16 protein-coding genes and 1 tRNA gene are annotated in these 24,804 nt (G+C 63.9%); 10 read left to right on the top strand and 7 right to left on the bottom strand.

Features of this window, described 5'->3' with window-relative positions; genetic code table 11:
- Window positions 1-246: 246 nt before the first annotated feature.
- The 5 genes from HY852_RS07935 to HY852_RS07955 all read right to left on the bottom strand — a co-directional run bounded on the left by HY852_RS07935 (window position 247) and on the right by HY852_RS07955 (window position 6,826).
- Window positions 247-1,146, bottom strand: coding sequence for an exonuclease domain-containing protein (locus HY852_RS07935; RefSeq protein ID WP_291603867.1), 900 nt, complete (start codon window positions 1,144-1,146; stop codon window positions 247-249).
- A 1,379-nt stretch (window positions 1,147-2,525) separates the two neighbouring features.
- Window positions 2,526-3,950 carry a TRAP transporter large permease subunit gene (locus tag HY852_RS07940; protein ID WP_291603869.1) on the bottom strand — a complete coding sequence of 475 codons (1,425 nt, stop codon included), beginning with the start codon at window positions 3,948-3,950 and terminating at the stop codon, window positions 2,526-2,528.
- On the bottom strand, window positions 3,947-4,510 hold the full coding sequence (locus HY852_RS07945; RefSeq protein ID WP_291603870.1) for a TRAP transporter small permease subunit: 564 nt from the start codon (window positions 4,508-4,510) through the stop codon (window positions 3,947-3,949). The genes HY852_RS07940 and HY852_RS07945 overlap by 4 nt, the downstream gene beginning before the upstream one ends.
- A 102-nt stretch (window positions 4,511-4,612) precedes the next feature.
- Window positions 4,613-5,725, bottom strand: coding sequence for a TRAP transporter substrate-binding protein (locus HY852_RS07950; RefSeq protein ID WP_291603871.1), 1,113 nt, complete (start codon window positions 5,723-5,725; stop codon window positions 4,613-4,615).
- Window positions 5,726-6,749: 1,024 nt separating this feature from the next.
- A tRNA-Arg gene (locus HY852_RS07955) sits at window positions 6,750-6,826 on the bottom strand.
- 300 nt (window positions 6,827-7,126) lie between these two features.
- Between HY852_RS07955 and HY852_RS07960 the strand changes: the two genes are divergently transcribed.
- The 6 genes from HY852_RS07960 (at window position 7,127) to HY852_RS07985 (ending at window position 18,295) form a co-directional block, all read left to right on the top strand.
- Window positions 7,127-12,343, top strand: coding sequence for an alpha-2-macroglobulin (locus HY852_RS07960; protein WP_291603872.1), 5,217 nt, complete (start codon window positions 7,127-7,129; stop codon window positions 12,341-12,343).
- Complete coding sequence (pbpC, locus tag HY852_RS07965) at window positions 12,340-14,538, top strand: penicillin-binding protein 1C (protein ID WP_291603873.1); 2,199 nt, start codon at window positions 12,340-12,342, stop codon at window positions 14,536-14,538. Before HY852_RS07960 ends, pbpC begins: the two co-directional genes overlap by 4 nt.
- A 51-nt stretch (window positions 14,539-14,589) precedes the next feature.
- A complete protein-coding gene (locus tag HY852_RS07970) occupies window positions 14,590-16,332 on the top strand; it encodes a glycosyltransferase family 39 protein (RefSeq protein ID WP_291603876.1) in 1,743 nt (580 codons plus the stop codon).
- A gap of 1 nt (window position 16,333) precedes the next feature.
- The gene (locus HY852_RS07975) at window positions 16,334-17,179 is read left to right on the top strand and encodes a phosphatase PAP2 family protein (RefSeq protein WP_291603878.1); all 846 of its coding nucleotides are present in this window, start codon (window positions 16,334-16,336) and stop codon (window positions 17,177-17,179) included.
- Between the two features lie 61 nt (window positions 17,180-17,240).
- On the top strand, window positions 17,241-17,984 hold the full coding sequence (locus HY852_RS07980; protein ID WP_291603894.1) for a glycosyltransferase family 2 protein: 744 nt from the start codon (window positions 17,241-17,243) through the stop codon (window positions 17,982-17,984).
- Window positions 17,981-18,295: a lipid-A-disaccharide synthase N-terminal domain-containing protein gene (locus HY852_RS07985; protein ID WP_291603880.1), complete on the top strand. Its 315-nt coding sequence runs from the start codon at window positions 17,981-17,983 to the stop codon at window positions 18,293-18,295. The genes HY852_RS07980 and HY852_RS07985 overlap by 4 nt, the downstream gene beginning before the upstream one ends.
- Window positions 18,296-18,338: 43 nt before the next feature.
- Here the strand turns inward: HY852_RS07985 and metC are convergent, their stop codons facing one another.
- Window positions 18,339-19,538 (bottom strand): cystathionine beta-lyase, encoded by a 1,200-nt coding sequence (gene metC / locus HY852_RS07990; protein WP_291603882.1) that lies wholly within the window; start codon window positions 19,536-19,538, stop codon window positions 18,339-18,341.
- A gap of 325 nt (window positions 19,539-19,863) precedes the next feature.
- Here metC and HY852_RS07995 point away from each other — a divergent pair, with 325 nt between their 5' ends.
- The 4 genes from HY852_RS07995 to HY852_RS08010 are packed head-to-tail and all read left to right on the top strand — an operon-like array spanning window position 19,864 to window position 24,375.
- A complete protein-coding gene (locus tag HY852_RS07995) occupies window positions 19,864-20,880 on the top strand; it encodes an amino acid ABC transporter substrate-binding protein (protein ID WP_291603884.1) in 1,017 nt (338 codons plus the stop codon).
- 24 nt (window positions 20,881-20,904) lie between these two features.
- Window positions 20,905-22,110 (top strand): ABC transporter permease subunit, encoded by a 1,206-nt coding sequence (locus tag HY852_RS08000; protein ID WP_291603886.1) that lies wholly within the window; start codon window positions 20,905-20,907, stop codon window positions 22,108-22,110.
- Entirely contained in the window at window positions 22,107-23,627 is a 1,521-nt protein-coding gene (locus HY852_RS08005; protein ID WP_291603887.1) for an amino acid ABC transporter permease, read from the top strand. The genes HY852_RS08000 and HY852_RS08005 overlap by 4 nt, the downstream gene beginning before the upstream one ends.
- Window positions 23,628-23,634: 7 nt before the next feature.
- Complete coding sequence (locus HY852_RS08010) at window positions 23,635-24,375, top strand: amino acid ABC transporter ATP-binding protein (RefSeq protein ID WP_291603889.1); 741 nt, start codon at window positions 23,635-23,637, stop codon at window positions 24,373-24,375.
- Window positions 24,376-24,487: 112 nt separating this feature from the next.
- On the opposite strand, the gene HY852_RS08015 is transcribed toward HY852_RS08010, so the two are convergent.
- The coding region (locus HY852_RS08015) for a pyridoxal-phosphate dependent enzyme (protein ID WP_367116349.1) at window positions 24,488-24,804 on the bottom strand (317 nt) is incomplete at its 5' end.

Raw genomic sequence — 24,804 nt, forward strand, 5'->3', positions numbered from 1 at the left:
TGACGACTCGCGAACCGCCCCTCATATCGGGCCGGGACGGACCAGCGTATACGCCAAATCCGAATTCGGGAAAAGAGAAATATTTTCGCGGCGGGGGCTTGACGGGATTTTGGGAGTGATTTGCCTGTCGGGTCTGAGTGAGCAATCATGGCTGTCGTCGATCCGTAGAAGATGTTTCCCCGTGCAAGGAGTTACGGTGCCGGTGCACTTAGTCCGCGCAGAACTTGCCCAAACCATCAGCGGAGTCTAGCTGGCTACCATGAGCATGAAATCGCTTTCCCCGACGATGCGGATGGTGGCACCGGAAGCGATCATGGCCTCGGCCTTTCGGTGTTTTGAGCTTTTTGCTTGGCCCCTTGTTAGCCGCAGATCCTGATCGCCAACGACCAAAATCGTCGTTTTCTTCGTCACGCCATCGGCGACGTCAGCGCCAGCTATTGAGGCCAATGATGCGGCTGCGTCCCGCGCGATCTGAAGCTCGCCGGTAAAAACGACCGTCTCGCCTAGAATTGGTCCGTCACCATCCCCTTTTCTTGCGACTTTGGTGTTCGGATAGATCGGGCGCTTAATTCGCTTTGGCGCCGTGGACTTAGTCGACGCATAACCGAGATCGTCGACCCATTGCTGCAACGTTACGCCGCCCTCGGTGACCGCGCGCAGCAAAAGAAGCCCGGCAGCCCGCGCGTCTTCGGCCGCGTCATGGTGCTTGAATTCTATTCCAAACGCACCCGCCAGATTGGCGAGACCGTAACCGCCATTGTGGCGGAACCCGTCCCATGTGCGCCGCGCGACCTGCAGCGTATCCAGCCAAAAGCAAGGTAGTCCACCAGTGCCGTACCGATCCGCCGCCCGCGCAAGCGCCGTTCGATCAAACGGGCTGTGGTGGACGATGGCGGTATCCTGCAGGGCTGCGCTGATGACCGGAAAGACCTTCGCCATGGTTGGTTTACCGGAAACGTGCTCCGGTCGGATTCCATGAATGCCGATATTGATCGGATCGAATTCGTCTTCAGGGTCAACCAGGATCGTAAGGGACTTGAAGACGGTCCCATCGCGGAAGTGGACTAGCCCAATCGAGCAAATGCTCCCGAAGTCGGCATTGGCCGTTTCGACATCCAGCGCAATAAAGTCAGTGATTCCGCCCACCTTCTAGCCCCCGCCCTTGGCAGGCATCATCCTGCAACCCTGGGGCGAGCGCAATACCGATGGCGCGTTCGCGCCCCAGAGTGGGCAGCGGTCAGGTCCTTGTGGGCGTCGCCTTTAGCCCCAGCGGGGCGGGTGAGGGCGGGGTCATGCACCTTTGGTGCCGCCAATTTGACCGATCGTGAGGCCGCTACAGATTGCGGCGGTGCGGCCAGCCTTCCACATGGGAGCGGCGGTAGGTCAATTGGAGCAAACCCGATGCGTTCTGTTTTGGCCTTGGGCCTGTTGATCGCCCTTTGCGCTTCTGCCAACGCCGCGACGGTGCATCACTCCCGCTCACGCGATCACATCGTCGTTCGTCCCAGCAAAGGTGTCGCCGTCCCCCCGGGGTGGTACAAGTTTCCCGGCTATCCGCCCATACCTCCGGAGAAGAATAGAAATCTTGACCCGTCCAACCGCGGAAGCGGTTGACGATACGAAGGCAGCGACAAGCGTACACGGAAAAATGAGAACAGAACGCACAAGACATTGAAATCAGTGGCGATCCCAGCAGGACTCGAACCTGCAACCCGCGGAGTAGAAAGATTTGACCCGGCCCGCCGTTTTGCGCCACCCCTCAATCGCTTAGCCCTGGCCATCGCCGCAGTCCGGGATTTTTCCGGGGGATCGTGGCGCGGCCGCGGCGGCGAGAGCCTCGAATGAACGCTTCACGCTCGTCGCGTGCGGGTCATCTTCGCCAAAGGGAGTTGGTGGACGGTTTGTTCACAGTCAGCGGTGATCGGCAAGCTAGCGCCATAGCTCAATCAGAAGCGGCCATGCCTGCTCAACTGCGGCATTTCCAATCGCGCGGCCTGCGCCAAGGACAACCTCCGTGACGAACGCTGTGCCAGAATTAACCGCCGGTGCGTTAAGTCGGTTCCGGCGCTGGAACAGGGCACCAGCTTCCAGCGCGTCTTGTCAGAGCGCAAACATAGTGATGGCGATGATGGCGAGGACAACCAGGTTGACGGTGGTGATGATCTGGCTTTGCGACAGCGGACTATAATTGTTCATCGCGCGTCACCTTTCGCGGCCGTCCGGGGCTCCACAGAATTTTTGGAAACGTATGATTCCAGGGCCGCCCAGCGGCTGAGCAGCGTGGCCCCGATGAGATCAACACTAGCTTCCTATTGCGCACGCAAAGCAAGGTCTATTATCGGCGGCGGGAGGAAAAGCGGGGCCTGTGCAACGCAGGCTGCCCATCACGCGCGAGCGCCTGCTGGTGGGGATTTGACGGTTGGAATTGGCTTGTTTCAGCCATGCGCTACATCGCCATGCCATCATCGCGATCTGGCGTGAAAGGGCGGACGAACTGCCCAAGGGCCGACCCGGCCGACACGCGGCTACTTCTTCTTTGGTGTCAGCCAGTCTTCGTCTTCCAGGGACGGTGCCCGCTTCTGCTGTTCCATGATCTTCTTGTACTCCTCGGGGATCACCTGACGGCGGGATGCCTCGTTCAGCGTCTGCGGGAACCAGGTCGCAATGCCGGGAAAGGTGATCATCAGCCCGACGCAGATCACCTGCAGGATCATGAACTGGAACATGCCGGCGTAAATCGTCGCGAGACTCCAGCCCTTCACCACCTGCTTAAGATAGTACGCCGACATGGCGACCGGCGGCGACAGAAAGGCGGTCTGTAGCACCACCGCCACCAATGCTCCGAACCATATGAGGTCGATGCCCATGCCCTTTACGACCGGATAGAAGATCGGCAGGAACACCAGAATGATGGCTGGCCACTCAAACGGCCAACCCAGCAGGAAAATCAGGAAGAGCACGACGATCAGCATGAGGCTCGTAGGCAACTGGAGGCCGAGCATCGTCTCGGTGATCCAGTTCGCCGAGCCAAGGCGGGCGAACACCGCACCGAAAATATTCGACGTAACCGCCAGCAGCAGGACCATGCTCGACGTCGACATCGTCGAGGTCAGCGCGCGCTGCAGTCCGCCGAGCGAGAACCTGCCATATGCGATGGCCAGGATCAGCGCGCCGACACTGCCGATGCCGGCGGCCTCCGTCGGCGTCGCAAGACCCCCGATGATCGAGCCGAGCGTCGCCGTGATGAGTCCGAGCAGGGGTAGCGTGCCGATGATCACCTCGCGCGCAATGTGCCCCGCCGAGTAGATCCGCTCGTCCTTTGGCACGGGCGGCCCGAGTTTGGGGTTCAGGAAGGCGCGGCCCATCAGGTAGGCGATGTACATGCCGGCCAGCAGGAAGCCCGGCCCGAAGGCTGCGGCATAGAGATCGGCGACCGACACCCCGAGCACCGGTCCCATCACGATCAGCATTACCGACGGGGGAATGAGAATGCCGAGCGTGCCGCCCGCCGTTATCGTGCCCGCTGAAAGCTTGGCATCATAACCCGCCTTGTTCATGATCGGCGAGGCCATGATGCCAAGAACGGTGACGGCGGCGCCGACGATGCCTGTCGCCATCGCGAACACGGTCGATGTCAGGATGACGACGAGAAAGAGCGCGCCGCGCACCGGCGCAAGCAGCATGCGGAACGCCGTAAAAAGGCGCTCCATGAGGCCCGCCTGCTCGGTGATGAAGCCCATGAAGATGAACAGCGGCACGGCGGCCAGGAGTTCCTCCTTCATCATGCCGATGGTCTGAAAGTAGCCAAGTTCGAAGACCGTCGCGCCCATGCCCCAGTAACCGAACGAAAAGGCGAGAAACAGCAACGTGAACGAGATCGGCACGCCGATGAAGATCGCGCCAAGCAAGACCAGAAGCATGACGAGGCCGATGAGCGCTTCTGCGGTCATATCTCGACCTTCGCCTTGTGCTCGAGTTCGACACCGGTGCGCATCATGTAGAAGCTCTTGATCAGCTCGGACACGCCCTGGATCAGCAGCAGGAGGCAAGCGAGCGGCACGACGAACTTGAAAGGCCACAGCACGGGCCGCCACGGTGTCTGGTCCGAAGTCTCGTTGATCAGCCAGGCGTAGTGAAATTCGTTCCAGCTGATCAGGAACAGCATGATCAGGCTCGGGAAGAAGAAGACGATATAGGAGATCGTATCGATCCAGCCCTTCCTGCGGATGGAGAACTTTTCCCAGAAGAAGTCGGTGCGGATGTGGGCACCTTTGTGCAGCGCGTAGGCGGCCCCCAGCATGAACAGCGAGCCGTAGAGCATGTAGGTCGCGTCGTAGGCCCATATGGTCGGCGCGTTGAACAGGTAACGCGATCCAACCTCGTAGGCGACGCTCAGGACAAGCGGCACGGACAGCCACGAGATGATCGTGCCGGTCCGGTCCGTGAAGCCGTCGATGATCCTGATTAGGGCCAGGAGCGCCGGCGGCTGCCTCCCTGTTGTCTCAGCCATCCATCCCCCTACAGCCGAACGTTTGCGCGGCGCGCCTTGCGGCGCGCAGGACCGCCGCGCAGGAATTGAGGGCGGTCGAAGCGGCCGCCCTCGGACGAAGCCCTATTTCTCGACGGGGAAGTAGTAGTTCGCCATGAAGGAGTACGGCGGGAAATAGGACCGCTTGTACGGCACCACAGCGCTCGCATACGCCTTCTGCGAGTCGTGCACCTTTTTGAAGAACGGGTTCTTGGCGCTTTCGGCCGCCGCGATCTCGTCCCACTTCTTGATGAAGGCCAGCAGGATCTCGGTCGGCGTGCGCAGTATCTGCACGCCGTGCTTCTGCTGCATCTCGATCAGCGCATCGGCATTCTGGCGCTGCCACTTGGTCCACCAGACGAGGAATGTCTCGTTGGCCGCCGACTTGATGATCTCCTGATGCTGGGGGCTGAGCTCCTTCCACACATCGCCGTTGATTACGAGTTCGCCGACCGTCACGTTCTCATGCAGGCCGGGCGAATAGTGGTACTTCCAGACATTGTGGAAGCCGAGCTGCATGTCCTCGATGCCGCCGACCCATTCCGCGCAATCGATCACGCCGCGCTGCGCGGAAGGAATGATTTCGCCGCCCGGCATGTTGACCACCGTGAAGCCGAGCGCCTGCCACACTTCGCCGGCCATGCCGGTCTGGCGGCATTTCATGCCCTTCATGTCCTCGACCGTCTGGATCGGCTTCTTGAACCAGCCGAACGCCTGCGGCCCGGCAGGCAGGATGGGGAACACGATCACGTTGAGCTTGAGTTCCTTCTGGTAGAACTCGTTGTAAAGCTCGAGGCCGCCGCCGTGATAGAGCCAGCCCATCACGTCCATGAAGTCCATGCCGAACGTGCCGCCAGGACCGCCGGTAAAAAGGATCGCGGTCTTGTTCTTGCCGGTCCAGTAGCCGGCCCACGCATGCGCTCCGTCGAGCACCTTCTTGTGGGTCGCGTCCAGCACTTCGAACGCCGGCACGACCTGGCCGGCGGGCATCGCCTCGATCTTCAGCGCGCCGGCCGACAGCTTGTTCACCCGGTCGGCGAAGTAGGTGAAGTTGTCATAGAGTGTGAGCGACGCCGGCCATGTGGCCTGCATCTTCAGCGTTTTTGTCTGCGTCTGCGCCATGACCGCACTGGCGGATACGAGAGACGCCACTACCATGAGGGCGCCACCGAGCATTCCCAGAAACGAGCGTTTCATGAGCCATCTCCTCCCGATGTGACCTTGGCGGGTTCTCTTCTTCTGTTTTCTTGCCGCCTGGCCGTGAACGAAGTCTGCCACCGTCAGCTCACGTTGTCATCTTGCTTTGTAGCCGCAGCAAGCGGCCAGCCGGCTGCTGCAGCGCGGCGCGGGTTTGCGCGGGTGCGCGCCGACGGATTTCGCTGCTTGTTGCACCGCAATTGATCTTCCCACGACGTCAGCGCGTAGAGCGTGTGGCTAGCCCACGTGGGCGATCCGACGCATCGGCACGGCCAGGCATGACCTCACATGACTCTTGTCGAGGTCAGATCTCCGCAGCGACAACCCGTTGCCATTCAAGTTCCGCGATAGCTTGACAGCCTTAACCACCTTGGTCGTGGTCATGCCGATCTCACCTGCGGCTCGGGATTGTCGCCGAGACCGTCGAGAGACACGCAGCGCTCCGGCGCATCGATCATCATCTGGTGGATGCGCGCGTCCGGTTTGCGAAGGGGCAACGTCTTTGCGAGGAGCGCAAGCGACGAAGCAGGCTGTCACCGCCGAGGCAGTCTGGATTGCGTCGCTTCGCTCGCAAAGACGAGTCAATGCGGCATCGATTTCAAACAGCAGGCACGACTTCGCATCCTCGCGGCAGAGATTGCGCCTTTGTCTATCAACTTGCGCATGTAGCACGAGATTCCCAAGGGCAGCTACGCCTGTTCCGCTCGATATTGCGCCGAACTGCCGGGAGTGCAGGCAGGGCTATCGCATTTGAAAACGAACTTGGTGGCAGTTTCTCCGCGACCATCCTTCGAGACGCCCGCTTTCAGCGGGCTCCTCAGGATGAGGTCTTGTTTCGCGGCGAAATACTGGACCCTCATGGTGGGCGCGTCTCGAACCATGAGGCCGCGCCGTTCACAGCCTCCATAGAGTCATATGCGATCGCCCTGGGAGTGCAGGGGACGGTAGTGGGAGTTAAGGAGAATCTTCTCTACAGGCCCAGCGTGCTTTCGCGCTAAGAATGGCCTCTAAGTATTTGTTTTTATGGCGATCCCAGCAGGACTCGAACCTGCAACCCGCGGAGTAGAAATCCGCTACTCTATCCAGTTGAGCTATGGGACCGTCCGGGCAGACCCGCCGAAGCGGAGTTTACCACGGGCAATATGAAAAATCCGCTTCGCCGCCAAGCCCCTTGCGAACCGTTTTCGGGAGGCGGGCGACAAACCGGAGCGGTGGACCGAAAGTTCGGTCGCCGATAAACCAGCGCGCGCCGCGATTGCCTGCTCGGCAGCGCCTTGAACTTGCATTACCATGACGAACACGACCTTTGGCTGTTTCGAGTTCCATTGCCATCAGTCGGTCACCATTTCGCGTACTTCTTTGCAAACGCGGCCGCATTGGCCGCGCTCCGGGAGCTCCATCATGATCGGTTTGGTTCGCGCTGCGATACTTTGCGCAACGCTCGCGCTTGGCCTGGCCTCCGCCCAGGCGGCGGACAAGGCGTTCAAACGGGACGATCTTGCCGATGCCGCGATCAAGCTGGAGGCCCAGATCAAGAGCGAGTCGGGACCCGTGGCCAAGAGCGCGGCGACGCTCCGGACCGACGCCGACGCCGCCTTCAAGCGCAACGATCTCCGCACCGGGCTGCAGATCCTCGGCCAGATCGCCGCCACCGCCCCCGATGACAGCGGCAACTGGCTGCGGCTCGGCCGCGTCATCTTCCAGATCGCTCCGAAGAGCACCAGCGAGCAGACCTTCCTGCTGGAGCGCGCTTCGACCGCCGCCTACATCGCCTACCAGCGCGCGGGCAATCCCGGCGAGGAGGCGGCCGCGCTCGCCGTGCTCGGCCGCGCCATGTCGCAGCGCAAGCTGTGGCGGCCGGCCCTGGACGCGCTGCGGCTCTCGCTCGACCTGCGCGAGGTCGCCGAGGTGCGCGGGCAATACGAGAAGATGCGCGACGAGCACGGCTTCCGGCTGCTCGACTATACCGTGGACTCCGATTCGGCCTCGCCGCGGGCCTGTTTCCAGTTCTCCGAGGAACTGGCCAAGCGCACGGATTTCTCGCCCTTCGTCGCGCTGGCCGGCACCGACAAGCCGGCGCTGTCGGCCGAAAGCAAGCAGCTCTGTGTCGACGGGCTGAAGCATGGCGAGCGCTACAACATCAACCTGCGCACGGGTCTGCCGTCGACCGTCAAGGAGTCCTTGCCGAAATCGGCGGAGTTCAACATCTATGTGCGCGACCGCAAGCCGTTCGTGCGCTTCACCAGCCGCGCCTATGTACTGCCGCGCACCGGCCAGCGCGGCATTCCCGTCGTCAGCGTCAACACGCCGGCGGTTAGCATCAACATCTTCCGGATCGGCGACCGCAACCTGATCAATACGGTGGTCGACAGCGATTTCCAGAGGACGCTGAGCCGCTACCAGCTCTTCGAACTCGGCGGCGAGCGCGGCGTCAAGGTCTGGTCGGGCGAGCTGGCGACCGCGACGACGCTGAACCAGGACGTCACCACCGCGTTTCCGGTCGATCAGGCGGTCGGCGACTTGCAGCCGGGCGTGTACGTGATGACGGCGGCGGCCAAGGGGCCGTCCAATGACGACGATTCATCGCTTGCCACGCAATGGTTCATCGTCTCCGACCTCGGCGTCACCGCCTATTCCGGCAATGACGGCATCCACGTCTTCGTCAATTCGCTCGCATCGACCGATGCCGTTGCGAAGGCCGAGGTGCGGCTGGTCGCCCGCAACAACGAGATCCTCGCGACCCGAAAGACCGACGAGGCCGGCCATGCGCTGTTCGAGGCGGGGCTGGCGCGCGGCGAGGGCGGCCTGTCGCCGGCGATGCTGACCGTGTCGGGCGAAAAGACCGATTACGCGTTTCTGAGCCTGAAGACCAATGCCTTCGATCTTTCCGACCGCGGCGTCAAGGGACGCGTGGTGCCGCCCGGCGCCGATGCCTTCGTCTATGCCGAGCGCGGCGTCTATCGCTCCAGCGAGACGGTGTACCTGACCGCGCTTGTGCGCGACGGGCAGGGCAACGCCATCACCGGCGGGCCGCTGACGCTCGTGATCGAGCGCCCGGACGGGGTCGAATTCCGCCGTGCCGTGCTGGCCGACCAGGGCGCAGGCGGCCGCACGCTCGCCGTGCCGCTCAACTCTGCGGTCCCGACCGGGACGTGGCGGGTGAGGGCGTTCACCGATCCGAAGGGGTCTTCGGTCGGCGAGACCACCTTCATGGTCGAAGACTACGTCCCCGATCGCATCGAATTCGACCTGACTTCCAAGGACAAGCAGATCAAAGCTCAGGTTCCGGTGGAACTGAGGGTGGACGGGCATTTCCTCTACGGCGCCCCGGCGTCCGGCTTGCGGCTCGAAGGCGACATGCTGGTCGCCCCTGCGTCCGATCGGCCCGGCTTCCCCGGCTATCAGTTCGGCGTCAAGGACGAAGAGACCTCGAGCAACGAGCGCACCCCGATCGAGGATCTGCCGGAGTCGGATGCCAAGGGCACGGCGACCTTCCCGGTCAGCCTCGACAAGCAGCCCTCTTCGTCGCGTCCGCAGGAAGCCCAGATCTTCATTCGCATGGTGGAAGCCGGCGGTCGCGCGGTCGAGCGCAAGATCGTGCTGCCGGTGGCGCCCGCGACCGCGATGCTCGGCGTAAAGCCGTTGTTCGACGGCAAGAACGTCGCCGAGGGCGACAAGGCCTCGTTCGACGTCGTGTTCGTCTCGCCGGAAGGCAGGACGCTGCCGCGCGGCAGCCTTCGCTATGAGCTGTTGAAGATCGAATCCCGCTACCAGTGGTACCGGCAGAATTCCTATTGGGAATACGAGCCGGTCAAGAGCACCCGCCGCATCGCGGATGGCGATCTCACCATCGCGGCCGACAAGCCGTCCCGTGTCACGCTGTCGCCGCAACCGGGCCGCTATCGGCTCGACGTCAAGTCGAACGAAGCCGATGGTCCGATCACCTCGGTGCAGTTCGACGTCGGCTGGTATTCGGACGGCAGCGCCGACACGCCGGACATGCTGGAGGCCTCGATCGACAAGCCGGAATATCAGTCGGGCGAGACTATGACCGTGTCGGTCAATGCACGCAGCGCCGGCAAGCTCACCATCAGCGTGCTGGGCGACCGGCTGCTGACCACGCAGACGGTCGACGTCAAGGAAGGCACCGCCCAGGTCAGGATTCCGGTCGGCAAGGATTGGGGCACCGGCGCCTACGTCGTGGCAACGTTTCGCCGGCCGCTCGATGCGGCGGCGCAGCGCATGCCGGGCCGAGCGATCGGCATAGAATGGTTCGGTATCGACAAGAAGGCCCGCACGCTCGCGGTCAGCCTGTCGCCGCCTTCGCTGATCCGCCCGAACTCGACGCTGAAGATCCCGGTCAAGATCGACGGGCTCAATCCCGGCGAGGACGCCAAGGTGGTGATCGCCGCGGTCGATGTCGGCATCCTCAACCTGACCAACTACAAGCCGCCGGCGCCGGACGATTACTATCTCGGCCAGCGCCAGATGACCTCGGAGATCCGCGATCTCTACGGCCAGCTGATCGACGGCATGCAGGGTACTCGCGGCCAGATCAGATCCGGCGGCGACGGGGCAGGTGTCGAGCTGCAGGGCAGCCCGCCGACCCAGAAGCCGCTCGCGCTCTTTTCGGGCATCGTCACGGTCGGAGCCAACGGCAGCGCCGAGGTGAGCTTCGAAGTTCCGGAGTTCGCCGGCACCGCGCGCGTCATGGCGGTGGCCTGGACCGCCACAAAGCTCGGCCGCGCGACGACCGACGTCACCATCCGCGATCCGGTGGTGCTGACCGCAACCCTGCCGCGCTTCCTTCTCAACGGCGATCACGGCACGGTCAATTTCGAGATCGACAATGTCGAAGGCGCGTCCGGCGACTACACGCTCAACGTCAAGGCCGCCGGTCCCGTCAAGATGAGCGGCAATCCGGCGACCACGGTCAAGCTTGCCGCCAAGCAGCGCTCTTCGCTGTCGCTCGCGCTGGACGCCGACGCGGCCGGCACCGCCACCCTTGACGTCGACATCAAGGGACCGAACGGGCTGGCGCTCGCGCGGCACTACGCGCTGGACGTGAAGCCGGCGACGCAGGTTCTGGCGCGCCGCTCGATCCGGACGCTTGCCAGGGGCGAGAGCCTGACGCTGACCGCCGACATGTTCTCGGATCTCGTGCCGGGCACCGGCAGCGTTTCGATCTCGGCCAGCCTCTCGACCGCGCTCGATGCCGCGACCATCCTGAAGGCGCTTGATCGCTATCCTTACGGCTGTTCGGAGCAGATCACGAGCCGGGCGATGCCGCTGCTCTATGTCAACGAGCTTGCGGCGGGCGCGCATCTGGCGATGGACACCGAAGTCGACCAGCGCATCAGGGACGCCATCGAGCGGCTGCTGGCCCGCCAGGGCTCCAACGGGTCGTTCGGCCTGTGGTCAGCCGGCGGCGACGATGCCTGGCTCGACGCCTACGTCACGGACTTCCTGACCCGGGCGCGGGAGAAAGGCTTTGTGGTGCCGGACGCGCTGTTCAAGAACGCGCTCGATCGCATCCGCAACTCGGTGGTGAATGCCAACGAACCGGAAAAGGACGGCGGACGCGATCTCGCCTACGGGCTCTATGTGCTGGCCCGCAACGGCGCGGCGCCCATCGGCGACTTGCGCTATCTCGCCGACACCAAGCTCAACAACCTGGCCACTCCGATCGCAAAGTCGCAGCTTGCGGCGGCGCTGGCGCTGGTCGGCGACCGCAACCGGGCCGAGCGGGTCTATGGGGCGGCGCTGGAAAGCCTGGCGCCGAAGCCGGTGCTGGAGTTCGGGCGCACCGACTACGGTTCGGCCTTGCGCGATGCCGCCGCGCTGGTGTCGCTGGCGAGCGAAGGCAATGCGCCGCGCGCGACGCTGACACAGGCTGTGAGCCGGATCGAAACCGCGCGCGGGCTGACGCCGTACACCTCGACCCAGGAGAATGCCTGGCTGGTCTTGGCGGCGCGGGCGCTCGCAAAGGAGAACCTGTCGCTCGACATCGACGGCCAGCCGGTCAAGAGCGCTGTGTATCGCAGCTACAGGGCATCGGACATGGCGAACAAGCAGCTGAAGATCACCAACACCGGCGATGCGCCGGTGCAGGCGGTGGTCTCGGTGTCGGGTTCGCCTGTCACGCCGGAGCCGGCGGCATCGAATGGCTTCAAGATCGAACGCAGCTATTTCACGCTCGATGGCAAGCCGGCCGACATCAGCAAGGTCAGGCAGAACGACCGGTTTGCGGTGGTCCTGAAGATCACCGAGGCCAAACCGGAGTTCGGCCACATCATGGTCTCGGACCATCTGCCGGCCGGGCTCGAGATCGACAATCCGCATCTCGTCTCCTCCGGCGAGACCGGCACGCTGGATTGGATCGAGGATGGCGAGGAGCCTGAAGACACCCAGTTCCGTGACGACCGCTTTACCGCGGCGGTCGACCGCGCCGCCGACGACAAGTCGGTGTTCACGGTGGCCTACGTCGTGCGCGCGGTGTCGCCGGGCAAGTATGTGCTGCCGCAGGCCTATGTCGAGGACATGTATAATCCCTCGCGCTACGGCCGCACCGGCACCGGTACCGTCGAGGTGCGTCCGGGGAATGAGAAGGCGAGATGAGCGAAGCGGCTCCGCATACTCGGTCGTCATGCCCGGGCTTGACCCGGGCATCCACGAAACTGCGTGCAGCGGGGAAAGACGTGGATGGCCGGGTCAAGCCCGGCCATGACGGTGGAGTGAAGAGCAGGGCAGGTCGCATCTTCCTCATTGCGGCCGCAACGCTTTTTATCGTTGCTAGCGCCTCCTTCACGGCCTGGGTCGTCTCGCTCGGCCCGCTGCCGCTCGACAAGGCGCGGGAGGTTTCCGCCACGGTGGTCGATCGCAACGGCAGACTCTTGCGCGCCTATGCGATGGCCGACGGGCGCTGGCGGCTGCCCGTCGATGCGAGGGGTGGCGTCGATCCGACCTACATCAAGCTGCTGCTGGCCTATGAAGACCAGCGCTTCCATTCCCATCACGGTGTCGATCCCCTCGCGCTCGGCCGCGCCGCACTTCAGCTGATCAGCCGCGGCCGGATCGTCTCGGGCGGCTCGACCATCACCATGCAGCTGGCGCGGCTGATGGAGCCGAGGCGGCAGCGGTCGCTTTACGCCAAGCTGCGGCAGATGGTGCGCGCGATCGAGCTTGAGCGGGAGTTGAGCAAGGATCAGATCCTCGACCTGTACCTCGCGCTGGCGCCCTATGGCGGCAATCTCGAAGGCATTCGTGCCGCATCCCTGGGCTATTTCGGCAAGGAGCCGAAGCGGCTGTCGCTCGCTGAAGCCGCGCTCCTGGTCGCGTTGCCGCAGTCGCCGGAAACCCGCCGGCTCGATCGCTATCCGGATGCTGCCCGCGCCGCGCGCGACCGGGTGCTCGACCGCATGGTCGAGGAGCTCCTGGTGAGCGCGGAAGATGCCGCACAGGCCAAGGCCGCGCCGGTGCCGCGGCTGCGCAAGCCGATGCCGATCCTGGCTCCGCATTCGGCTGATCAGGCCATCACCACCATGAAGGATCTGCCGGTCGTCAGGCTGACCCTCGATGCCGGCTTGCAGAGAGTGCTCGAGCCGCTCGCCCGCGATCGGGCGATTGCGTTGGGGCCGAACATCTCCGTGGCCATCATCGCGGTCGACAACGAAAGCGGCGACGTGCTCGCCCGTATCGGCTCTGCCGACTATTTCGATCACGCCCGTGCAGGGCAGGTGGACATGACGCGCGCGGTGCGTTCGCCGGGCTCGACGCTGAAGCCGTTCATCTATGGGCTTGCCTTCGAGGATGGCCTTGTCCATCCCGAAAGCCTGATTGACGATCGCCCGATCCGGTTCGGCTCCTACGCCCCGGAAAATTTCGACATGACGTTCCAGGGCACGGTGCCGGTGCGAAAGGCGCTGCAACTGTCGCTGAACGTGCCGGCGATCGCGCTGCTCGATCGGGTGGGCTCCAGCCGGCTGACCTCGCGGCTGCGCCAGGGCGGGGTCAATCTCGTGCTGCCCAAGGACGAGGCGCCGGGGCTAGCCATGGGCTTGGGCGGCGTCGGGATCACGCTGCAGGATCTGGCGCAGCTCTATGCCGGACTGGCGCGGCTGGGGACAACCCGGCCGCTGCACGAGATCGTCACCGACAAGGACGATCAGCGCGATCCCTTGCGCCTGCTGGACCAGGTCGCGGCCTGGCAGGTCGGCAACGTCCTGCTGGGCACGCCGCCGCCCGAGAACGCGCCGCACAACCGGATCGCCTTCAAGACCGGGACCAGCTACGGGTACCGGGACGCCTGGTCGGTCGGTTTCGACGGCCGCATGACCATCGGCGTGTGGGTCGGGCGTCCCGACGGTGCCCCGGTTCCAGGGCTGATCGGACGCACCGCCGCGGCTCCTATCCTGTTCGACGCTTTCGCCCGGACCGGCAAACTGCCGGCGCCGCTGTCAAAGGCGCCGAAAGGAACCTTGGCTGCCAGCAACGCCAAGTTGCCGTTGCCGCTCCGCCGGTTCCGGCCGGTTGGCGAGTTGGTGCGGTCCGGCGGCGAGCAGGCGCCGCATATCCAGTTTCCGCTGAACGGCTCGCGCATCGACGTCGACCGGACCGCCGGCGGCGCCTCAGCCATGCCCGTCAAGGTTGCTGGTGGGGTGCTGCCGATGACGGTGCTGGTCAACGGCATGGCGGTTGGCGAGATCGATGGCCGCCGCCAGCGCCTGATCGACCCGCCCGGGCCGGGTTTCGCGCGGCTCACCGTCATCGACGCCAAGGGCACCGCGGACACAGTTGTCATCCGAATTCAATAGGCTGGGGGCTAAGCAGTTGTAGGCGCGGCAGTTTCAGCGTATGCGGGGTCGATGGCCGAGACCTACGCACGCCCCCGTTTTGGAGAGCCGCGCGAGCCGAAGAACCTGGTGAACCCGGGTAACCGGCTCATGCGCGTGATCGAATTCGTCACCGGCAATCATTTTCGGGCCGCCGCTTTCCTGGTCGTGTGCGCGCTGCTGCTGTTCCTGCCCGGCTTCTTCACGATCCCCCCGATCGACCGCGACGAGGCGCGGTTCGCCCAGGCGACCAAGCAGATGGTCGAAAGCGGCGACTACGTCGACATCCGTTTCCAGGACGACGTCCGTTACAAGAAGCCGGTCGGCATCTACTGGTTGCAGTCCGCTGCCGTCGAGACCGCCTCGGCGTTCGGCCTGCCGCGGGCACAGCTCCGCATCTGGGTCTATCGCGTTCCTTCGTTGATCGGTGCAATCGGCGCGGTGCTCCTGACCTACTGGGCCGCGCTCGGCTTCGTGACGCGCCGCGGCGCGGTCCTGGCCGCGCTGATGATGTGCAGCTCGGTCTTGCTTGGCGTCGAAGCGCGGCTCGCCAAGACCGATGCGATGCTGCTGCTCGCCGTCGTCGCGGCGATGGGCGCGCTGTCCAAAGTCTATCTGTCCTGGCAGCGCGGCGAGGATCCGGTTCACCCGCCCTGGAGCTGGCCTGTGATCTTCTGGACGGCGCTTGCCGGCGGCATCCTGCTCAAGGGACCGCTGATCCTGATGTTTGCGGGGCTGACGATCATCACGCTCGCGGTGCTCGACCGCGACGCCGCCTGGCTGCGGCGCCTGCGCCCCGTGTGGGGCCTCATGTGGACGCTGGTGCTCGTGCTGCCGTGGTTCGTCGCCATCTTCCTGCGCGCCGGCGACACCTTCTTCGCCACTTCCGTCGGCGGCGACATGCTCAGCAAGTTGGGGGCGCAGGAATCCCACGGTGCGCCGCCCGGAGCGTACCTGTTGCTGTTCTGGGTGACATTCTGGCCGGGAGCCGCGCTCGCGACCATGGCAGCGCCCGCGGTCTGGCGGGCGCGGCGCGAGCCTGGCGCTCAATATCTGCTGGCCTGGCTGATTCCGTCATGGCTTGTATTCGAGGCGGTGCTGACCAAGCTGCCGCATTATGTGCTGCCGCTCTATCCGGCGATCGCGATTCTGACCGCCGGCGCGCTGGAGCGGCGGGTGCTGTCGCGCTCCTGGCTGACGCGTGGATCGGCGTGGTGGTTCGCGATCCCTGCGCTTGGCTCGATCATCGCCGTGGTCGGCGCGGTCAAGCTGACGCTGCACCCGGGGTTCGCCGCGTGGCCGTTCATCGCAGCCGCGCTGATCTTCGGCCTGTTCGCCTGGTGGCTCTACGATAACAACCATGCCGAACGCTCGCTTCTCAACGCCGTTGCCGCGGCGGTGTTTCTGGCTATTGCAGTCTATGGGATTGTCCTGCCGTCGCTGACGCCCTTGTTCCCGAGCGCCGAGGTTGCCCGCGCGCTGCGCAACGTGACCTGCGTCGGGCCCAAAGCCGCCGCGGCCGGCTATCACGAGCCGAGCCTGGTTTTCATGACCGGCACGTCGACGCTGCTGACTGACGGCTCGGGTGCGGCGGATTTCCTGAAGCAGGGCAGTTGCCGCTTCGCGCTGGTGGAGCAGCGCTCCGAGCGCAGTTTCGCCCAACGCGCCGAGGCGATTGGGCTGCGATATGATGTCGGCGCCCGCGTCGACGGCTACAACTTCTCGCAGGGCCGGGCAATTTCGATCGCGATCTTCCGCTCGGAAGGCACCGAATAAGATGTCGCCGCCAGCCGGCGCGAGCCGGTCTCCGAGCTATGTCGCCCAACTGCTCGCGATTTCGCGGCGGGCGGCCTTGCAACTCGTGCGCCAGCCATCCCATTCTCGCCGCGCCGAGGCGGCGCGCCAATTGGCGCGTCACTCGCTGCTGCTTGCCGCGACCGGGGCGGCGCTGATCATCCTGCTGATGATTGCGCTGGACGGGCCTGAGATCGAGCTGATGCCACCCCGCGGCACGCCCACCCTGTGGCCGGTGCGGATCCTGACCGAGTTCGGCAAGGACGCCTATGTGCTGTTGTCGTTGGGCGGCGCACTGGTTTTGGTCGCGCTGGCCGCGGCAGCGTTGCACGGGAACACGCGTGCTCTGTTGCTCGGGATCGGTACGCGGCTTCAGTTCATGTTCTTCGCCGTGCTGGTATCAGTGCTCATCGGCGATCTGTTGAAGTGGGTGGTCGGCCGCGGCCGCCCGTTTGTCGGCGGCAAGGCCAATCCGTTCAATTTCGTGCCCTTCAATGGAACGGAGGCATATTACAGTTTGCCATCCGGGCATGCGGTGACGGCCTTTGCCCTTGCTTTCGCAGTCGGCGCGCTCTGGCCGCGTGTGCGGACTGCAATGTACCTGTACGCCGTCGCGATTGCGCTGACTCGCCTCGTGCTGCTGTCCCATCACCCGAGCGACGTGGTGGCCGGCGCCTTGGTCGGCATCGTCGGCGCGATGGCGGTGCAATACTGGTTTGCCGCCCGGCGGCTGGGATTTGCGATCCGCGCGGGCGGCGAAATCGTACCGCTGCCCGACCCGGTATCACGAGGCTTCAAAAGGGTTGCCCGCGCCGCACCGGCCCCATAAAAGCGGTCGCCGCGACGCCCGGGGCGCCTGCCGCCACCCAACCCAAACCGTGAGCTTCGATTTGCCTTCTTTCGAACCAGCCGTAGCGGTCTCCATCGTCGTGCCCGTGCGCAACGAAGCCGGGAACATCGTGCCGTTGATCGAGGAGATCGTGGCCGCGCTCGAGGGCCGGTGGGAGTACGAAATTATCTATGTCAACGACGGCTCGACCGACACGACGGGGGAGCGGCTGATCAATGCGATGGAGCAGCGGGGCAATCTGCGTCAACTCCGTCATGCCAAGTCGACCGGCCAATCGGCCGCGGTGCGCAGCGGCGTACGCGCGGCCCGCGGGGGCATCGTGGCCACGCTCGACGGTGACGGCCAAAACAATCCGGCCTTTCTGCCCGATCTGATCTCGGCGATCGAGAAGGGTGGCGAACACGTCGGTCTCGCCGCCGGCCAAAGGGTTGGTCGAAGGGATACGGGTTTCAAGAAGTTCCAGTCACGCGTCGCCAACCGCGTGCGCAACGCGATCCTGCATGACGGGACGCGCGATACCGGCTGCGGGCTCAAGGCGTTTCGGCGCGACGTGTTCCTGATGCTGCCTTACTTCGACGGACTGCATCGCTTTCTGCCGGCCCTGGTTCGGCGGGAAGGCTACGATGTCACCTATGTCGACGTGATCGACCGGCCCCGCCATTCCGGCGTTTCGAATTACGGCTTTTTCGACCGGGTTTGGGTCGGGATCATGGATCTTGCCGGGGTGTGGTGGCTGATCCGCCGCAAGAAGCCGACGCCCGAGGTGACCGAGGTGACCCTATGACTGACCTGCTCAACTATCTGCACGACGTCTTCGTCGCCAAGTTCGATGCCTGGGTCGTTCTCGGATTCATCGCGCAGGGGTTCTTCACGATGCGGTTTGCGGTGCAATGGATTGCATCCGAGCGCGCGCGCAGGAGCGTTGTCCCGGTCGCGTTCTGGTTCTTCTCGATCGGCGGTGGGATGTTGCTGTTGATCTATGCCCTGTACCGCCGCGACCCGGTGTTCATTGCGGGACAGGCGTTCGGCCTGATTGTCTACTTCCGCAACGTCTATTTCATCCTCATCAACCGAAAGCAGCTGTCGGGCGGGTGAGCGGCTGCGGATCCTGCGACCGCGCCGGAAGCCGCATCCCGCCTCAGCCGGCCAACACTGCGTTGAAAGCGGCAAAGCCGCGCTCGAGGTCGGCCTTCAGGTCATCGACGTGCTCAAGGCCGATGTGAAGACGCAGCGTGGGGCCGCCTGGGACCCATTTGGTGGCGGTCCGGTAGTTCGAGCAGTCGAACGGGATCACGAGGCTTTCAAAACCGCCCCACGAAAACCCCATGCCGAACAATTCAACCGAATCGAGCAGCGCGTCGACGGCCTTTTGCGGCGCCGGCTTCAGCACGATGCTGAACAGCCCGGAGGCGCCGGTAAAGTCGCGCCTCCAGATCGCATGCCCTGGATCGCTTTCCAGCGCCGGGTGCAGCACGCGCGCAACCTCCGGCCTGTGCTCCAGCCAGCGCGCCATCTCCAGGCCCGAGCGGTAATGCTGGGCGAGGCGCACCGCCAGCGTGCGCATGCCGCGTAGCGCCAGGAACACGTCGTCGGGACCGGCGCAGACGCCGAGCAGGCGGATCGTCTCCAGAACGGACGGCCAGGCTTTCGCATTGGCCGAGATCGTGCCGAACATGATGTCGGAATGACCGCCGATGTATTTGGTGGCCGCCTGCAGGCTGATGTCGACGCCTTGTTCCAGGGAGCGGTGATAGAGCGGCGTTGCCCAGGTGTTGTCGTCGATCACCAGCGCGCCCCGCGCGTGTGCCACGGCCGCGATCGCGGGAATGTCGGTCATCTCGAAGGACTGCGAGCCAGGTGCTTCCACCAGCACCGCCCTGGTGTTGGGCTTGAACATTCGCTCGATGCCGGCCCCGATCAGCGGATCGAAGAAGGTGGTTTCGACTCCATATCGCGCAAGCAAGCCGTTGCAGAAATTGCGTGAGGGCCGATAGACGTTATCGCAGACCAGAAGGTGATCGCCGGCCTTCAGCACGGAGAGCAGGGCGGTGGTAATGGCAGCGAGGCCGGAGGGCGCGATGCCGACGCCCGCGCATTCCGGGCCCTCCAGCGCCATCAGCATCTCCTGCAGCGCCTTGGTGGTCGGGGAGCCGTGCCGACCATATTGGAACTCGCCGCGGTGGGCGTGCAGGTCTTCCGCGGTCGGATAGAGCACGGTCGAGCCATGGACGACCGGCGGGTTGACGAAGCCCCTCTGCGCCTTGGTGTCGCGGCCGGATGTGACAAGCCGGGTTTCGGGCTGTTGCGGGATAGAGCCGGGGCCGCGCGAGGAGTCCATGCGTTCGCTTTCAGACATATAGTGCCGTTGGCGCTCTGCCTTAGGCCAAAAGATCCTACCGAGAAAGGGCAGGGTAGGACCGTTAATAACAGGAGCCGGAAGAGCCCCGTCAACCCCTTGACCGGGCACGCCAATCGTTCTGTGATGCGGAGGAGCTGTTCAGTCGCCGCATGTTGAGGGGCCTGCGCGACCTTCGATCCATTCGCTTGCCTGGACGATGCGTTGCGGCCTCAAGGCGAACGTTCGCGGGCGGGATGGCGGGGTTTGGCCCATCGACCTGCGCGTTGATAGCACGTTCCCAGGACGACCTCGAAAGGCCTTTGCCATGAAACGCGTTACTCTGGTTTTCACCCTCGCCTTCGCCGCCGGTTTCACCGCCCAGACAGCCACTGCGCAAACGCTGAAGACGGTCAAGGACCGGGGCATGCTATCTTGCGGCGTCAGCCAGGGATTGCCCGGCTTCTCCTCGCCGGACGACAAGGGCAACTGGACCGGACTGGACGTCGACGTATGCCGCGCGATCGCGGCCGCGGTTCTCAACGATCCGACCAAGGTCAAGTTCGTGCCGCTGTCGGCCAAGGACCGGTTCACCGCACTGCAGTCCGGCGAAATCGACGTGCTGTCCCGCAACACCACCTGGACGCTGTCGCGTGACACTTCGCTCGGCGCCTCCTTCACCGGCGTGACCTATTACGATGGCCAGGGCTTCCTGGTGAAGAAGTCGCTCAAGGTCAATTCGGCGCTGGAGCTGAACAGCGCCTCGGTCTGCGTCCAGACCGGCACGACGACGGAGCAGAATCTCGCCGACTACTTCAAAGGCAACAACATGAAGTACGAGGTAATTGCGTTCGCCTCCGCCGACGAAACGGTCAAGGCCTATGAATCCGGACGTTGCGACGTGTTCACGTCGGACGTGTCGCAGCTCTATGCCGAGCGGCTCAAGGTCGCCAATCCCACCGAACATGTGGTGCTGCCCGAGGTGATCTCGAAGGAGCCTTTGGGCCCGATGGTCCGCCATGGCGACGATCAGTGGTTCGATATCGTCAAATGGACGCTGTTTGCGATGGTCGGTGCCGAAGAGCTCGGCGTCACCCAGAAGAACGTCGACGAGATGGCGAAATCCGACAAGCCGGAGCTGAAGCGCGCCTTCGGCACCGACGGCAATCTCGGTGAGCAGCTCGGCCTGACCAAGGACTGGTTCGCGCGAATCGTGAAGGCGGTCGGCAATTACGGCGAGTCTTTCGAGCGCAATGTCGGCGTCGGCTCCAAGCTGCAGATTGCCCGCGGGATCAACCAGCTCTGGAACAAGGGCGGCATCCAGTACGCTCCGCCGATCCGCTGATCAGCGGCACGCGCCGCTGCGGCGATGAGCACCGAGGCCCGAAAACCCCCGCCGCAGTTCGCGCTGAAGCTGAAGCGCGCACTCGGCGGCAGGGCCGGATGGGGCGGCTTTGCGGTGCAAGTGGCCTTCGCCGCGGTGTTGGCCTGGATCGCGTATGAGATCGTGGCCAATGCCCGCGCAAACCTGGAAAGCCAGCGCATCGCCTCGGGTTTCGGATTCCTGCAAAACACGGCCGGCTTCGACGTCAGTCAGAGCCTGATCCCGTACACGGGATCGGACACCTATACGCGGGTGTTCCTGGTCGGCCTTCTGAACACGCTGCTGGTGTCCGTGATCGGCGTCTTCTTTGCCACGGTAATCGGATTCATCGTCGCGTTGTGCCGGCTCTCGCCGAACTGGCTGTTGTCGCGGATCGGTGGCATCTATGTCGAGCTGGTGCGCAACCTGCCGCTCCTGTTCCAGATCCTGTTCTGGTACCTCGCGGTGCTGGCGGCGCTGCCGGGTCCGCGGCAGAGCATCTCGCTGTTCGGAGCGTTCTTTCTCAATAATCGCGGGCTGGTCATTCCGCGCCCGATCGCCGAAGCGGGCCTCGATCCTTTTCTGGTGGCGCTCGCCGTCGGGATCGTTGCGTCACTTGTGCTGCGCGTCTATTCACGGCGCGCGCTGTTCCAGCGCGGACAGCTGATCAGGATCTGGCCTTATGTGCTCGGGCTCCTGGTCGGGCTGCCGCTGGTCACCCTGCTCGTGTTCGGTGTTCCGATCACCTTCGAGCTGCCGCAGCTCAAAGGATTCAATTTCGCGGGCGGTTCGCGCGTCATTCCGGAGTTCGTTGCCCTGACGGTGGCGCTGTCGACCTATACGGCCGCCTTCATCGCGGAAATCGTCCGCGCCGGCATCCTGTCGGTGCATAGGGGGCAGATGGAGGCGGGCTCTTCCTTGGGTCTGAGCCGTGGCGCGACGCTGCGCCTGATCGTCGTGCCGCAGGCGATGCGCGTCATTGTTCCGCCGCTGACGAACCAGTATCTCAACCTGACCAAGAATTCGTCGCTCGCGGTCGCGATCGGCTATCCCGATCTGGTCTCGGTCTTCGCGGGTACGACACTGAGCCAGACCGGGCAGGCGATCGAGATCATCGCCATCACCATGGGCGTCTACCTGCTGCTCTCGCTCATCACCAGCGCGATCATGAGCGTCTATGGCTGGCGCATCAACCGGAGCCTGGCCGCATGACCGACACCACCGCGTCATCCTTCGTCAGGCAGGATCTCGTTGCCGAGCGTCGCGCGCCGGTGAAAACGACCGGCCTCATCGGCTTCCTGCGCACGCGCCTGTTCAATTCGCCGACCAATATCCTGTTGACCTTGCTCGGCGTGCTGCTGCTCTGGTTTACGATCATCCCGTCGCTCAAATTCCTGCTGGTCGACGCGGTCTGGAGCGGCAAGGATCGCGCCGCATGTCTTGCCGAGAATGCCGGGCATCCGGTCGGCGCCTGCTGGCCCTATATTCAGGCGAAGCTCACCCAGCTGATCTATGGCTTCTATCCGGAGCCCGAGCGTTGGCGGGTCAATCTGACGTTCTTCCTCGGCGCGGTCCTCTTGGTACCGCTGCTGATTCCGCGGCTGCCGGCGAAAGGGGTAAGCTCCGGGCTGTTCTTCCTCGCTTTCCCGGTGCTTGCGTTCTTCCTGCTGCGCGGTGGCGGCATTGGCGGCTTCGGCGTGAGCTGGACGGTCGGCATTCTGCAGCTGTTCGACGACAGCATCGGCAGTGCCGGTCAGGTCTTGATCAACCTCAGCCAGAATTCGGCCATCGGCCCGCTGCTCTGGGCGGTCGGCAAGACAATCATGCTGCTGAGCATTGCGATCTCCTGGCTCGTTTCCCCGCTGACCTGGCTGCGCGATCAGATCCAGGCTTCCGGCCAGCCGGTGTGGATCGATTTTGTCGTCACGACCGTGATCGTATCGCTGATCCTTTTCCTGCTCGGCGGCGGCGTTCGCTCCGGCTGGCGGGCGCTGATCGCAAGCCTCATGACCTTTGCCGGGATCGCAGTCGTGATCAAAGCCTTGGGGCTGGATCACGGCGGACTTGCGATCGTCGACACGCGGCTGTGGGGCGGTCTCTTGGTCACGCTGGTCATCGCCATCACCGGTATCGTGGCTTCCATGCCGATCGGGATCGCGCTCGCGCTGGGCCGTCGATCCACCATTCCGCTGATCCGCATCTTCTCAATCACCTTCATCGAATTCTGGCGCGGCGTGCCGCTGATCACGGTGCTGTTCTTCGCGACCTACATGCTGCCGCTGTTTCTGCCGGGCAATTTTACCGTCGACGGTCTGGTGCGCGCGCTGATCGGCGTGGCGCTGTTCACCGGTGCCTACCAGGCCGAGGTCATCAGAGGCGGCCTGCAGGCCATTCCGCGCGGACAGGCCGAGGCCGCGTCGGCGCTCGGTCTGTCCTGGTGGAAGACGACGTCGCTGATCGTGCTGCCGCAGGCGTTGCGCCACGTCATCCCAGGCCTCGTCAACAGCTTCATTGCTCTGTTCAAGGATACTTCCCTGGTTTCCATCGTCGCGCTGTTCGACCTGTTGGGCTCGCTGCGGGCGTCCTTCTCCGATCCCACGTGGGCGACCCCGACGATGGCGTTTACAGGCTTCGCGTTTACGGGAATGATCTACTTCGTCTTCTGCTTTGGAATGTCGCGGTATTCTCTCTTTGTCGAAAACCGGCTCAACGCCCATCGCCGCCACTAAGGTCGCCATGTCCACAGATCCGATCGTCAAGATTTCGGGCCTAAACAAATGGTTCGGCGATTTTCACGTGCTTCGGGACATCGATCTCGAGGTCCGGAAGGGCGAGCGCATCGTGATCTGCGGGCCGTCGGGCTCAGGCAAATCGACGCTGATCCGCTGCATCAACGCGCTCGAGGAATTCCAGGAGGGGGAGATCATCGTCGACGGCATCGAGCTTGGGCCGAACCTGAAGCATGTCGACGCAGTCCGTCGCGAAGTCGGCATGGTGTTCCAGAGCTTCAATCTGTTTCCGCACCTGACCGTGCTCGACAATTGCACTCTCGCGCCGATCTGGGTGCGCAACATCCCGAAGAAGGACGCCGAGGCCGCCGCCATGAAATTCCTGGAGCGGGTCAAGATCCCGCACCAGGCCCACAAGTATCCCGGGCAGATGTCCGGCGGTCAGCAGCAGCGCGTCGCGATCGCGCGCGCGCTGACCATGAGCCCGAAGGTGATGCTGTTCGACGAGCCGACGTCGGCGCTGGACCCCGAAATGGTCAAGGAGGTGCTCGACACCATGGTCGATCTCGCCAGGGACGGGACGACCATGCTGGTCGTGACTCATGAAATGGGCTTCGCGCGCGAGGTGGCCAATCGCGTGGTCTTCATGGATGCGGGGCAGATTATCGAATCGAACACGCCGCAGGAATTCTTCGCCCATCCGCAGCACGCGCGATCGAAGCTGTTTCTCAGCCAGATTCTGCGGTGAGAGAGCGGGGCGTCAATTGCGAGCGAAGCGAAGCAATCCAGTGAATGTGACCTTGGAGATGGAGTGGATTGCTTCGTCGCTGCGCTCCTCGCAATGACACGAATAGAGACCTTTAGACGTTCACGAACGGCACTTCGATCTTCGTGCGCTTCTCCAGCCAATCCGGAACCGGCAGGTTCTTCGAGCGCATGAAGTCGGGGTTGAACAGCTTCGACTGGTAGCGATTGCCATAATCGCACAGCACCGTGACGATCGTCTTTCCGGGGCCGAGTTGTTTCGCCAATCGGATGGCGCCGGCGACATTGATGCCGCTCGATCCGCCCAGGCACAGACCCTCATGCTGGAGCAACTGGTAGATCAGCGGAACGGCTTCCTCATCAGGGATGAGGAAAGCATCATCCACCCTGGCCTGCTTGATCACGGGAGTCA

It is taken from the genome of Bradyrhizobium sp. (assembly GCF_016213215.1).
Taxonomy (GTDB): domain Bacteria; phylum Pseudomonadota; class Alphaproteobacteria; order Rhizobiales; family Xanthobacteraceae; genus Bradyrhizobium.

Bases quoted from the DNA above. Each gene is read 5' to 3' on its own strand.
- HY852_RS08000 (WP_291603886.1), top strand. From the start codon at position 20,905: ATGAGCACCGAGGCCCGAAAACCCCCGCCGCAGTTCGCGCTGAAGCTG.
- HY852_RS07975 (WP_291603878.1), top strand. From the start codon at position 16,334: ATGTCGCCGCCAGCCGGCGCGAGCCGGTCTCCGAGCTATGTCGCCCAA.
- HY852_RS07950 (WP_291603871.1), bottom strand. From the start codon at position 5,725: ATGAAACGCTCGTTTCTGGGAATGCTCGGTGGCGCCCTCATGGTAGTG.
- HY852_RS08010 (WP_291603889.1), top strand. From the start codon at position 23,635: ATGTCCACAGATCCGATCGTCAAGATTTCGGGCCTAAACAAATGGTTC.
- HY852_RS07960 (WP_291603872.1), top strand. From the start codon at position 7,127: ATGATCGGTTTGGTTCGCGCTGCGATACTTTGCGCAACGCTCGCGCTT.
- HY852_RS07995 (WP_291603884.1), top strand. From the start codon at position 19,864: ATGAAACGCGTTACTCTGGTTTTCACCCTCGCCTTCGCCGCCGGTTTC.
- pbpC (WP_291603873.1), top strand. From the start codon at position 12,340: ATGAGCGAAGCGGCTCCGCATACTCGGTCGTCATGCCCGGGCTTGACC.
- HY852_RS08005 (WP_291603887.1), top strand. From the start codon at position 22,107: ATGACCGACACCACCGCGTCATCCTTCGTCAGGCAGGATCTCGTTGCC.
- HY852_RS07945 (WP_291603870.1), bottom strand. From the start codon at position 4,510: ATGGCTGAGACAACAGGGAGGCAGCCGCCGGCGCTCCTGGCCCTAATC.
- HY852_RS07970 (WP_291603876.1), top strand. From the start codon at position 14,590: ATGGCCGAGACCTACGCACGCCCCCGTTTTGGAGAGCCGCGCGAGCCG.
- HY852_RS07940 (WP_291603869.1), bottom strand. From the start codon at position 3,950: ATGACCGCAGAAGCGCTCATCGGCCTCGTCATGCTTCTGGTCTTGCTT.
- HY852_RS07985 (WP_291603880.1), top strand. From the start codon at position 17,981: ATGACTGACCTGCTCAACTATCTGCACGACGTCTTCGTCGCCAAGTTC.
- metC (WP_291603882.1), bottom strand. From the start codon at position 19,538: ATGGACTCCTCGCGCGGCCCCGGCTCTATCCCGCAACAGCCCGAAACC.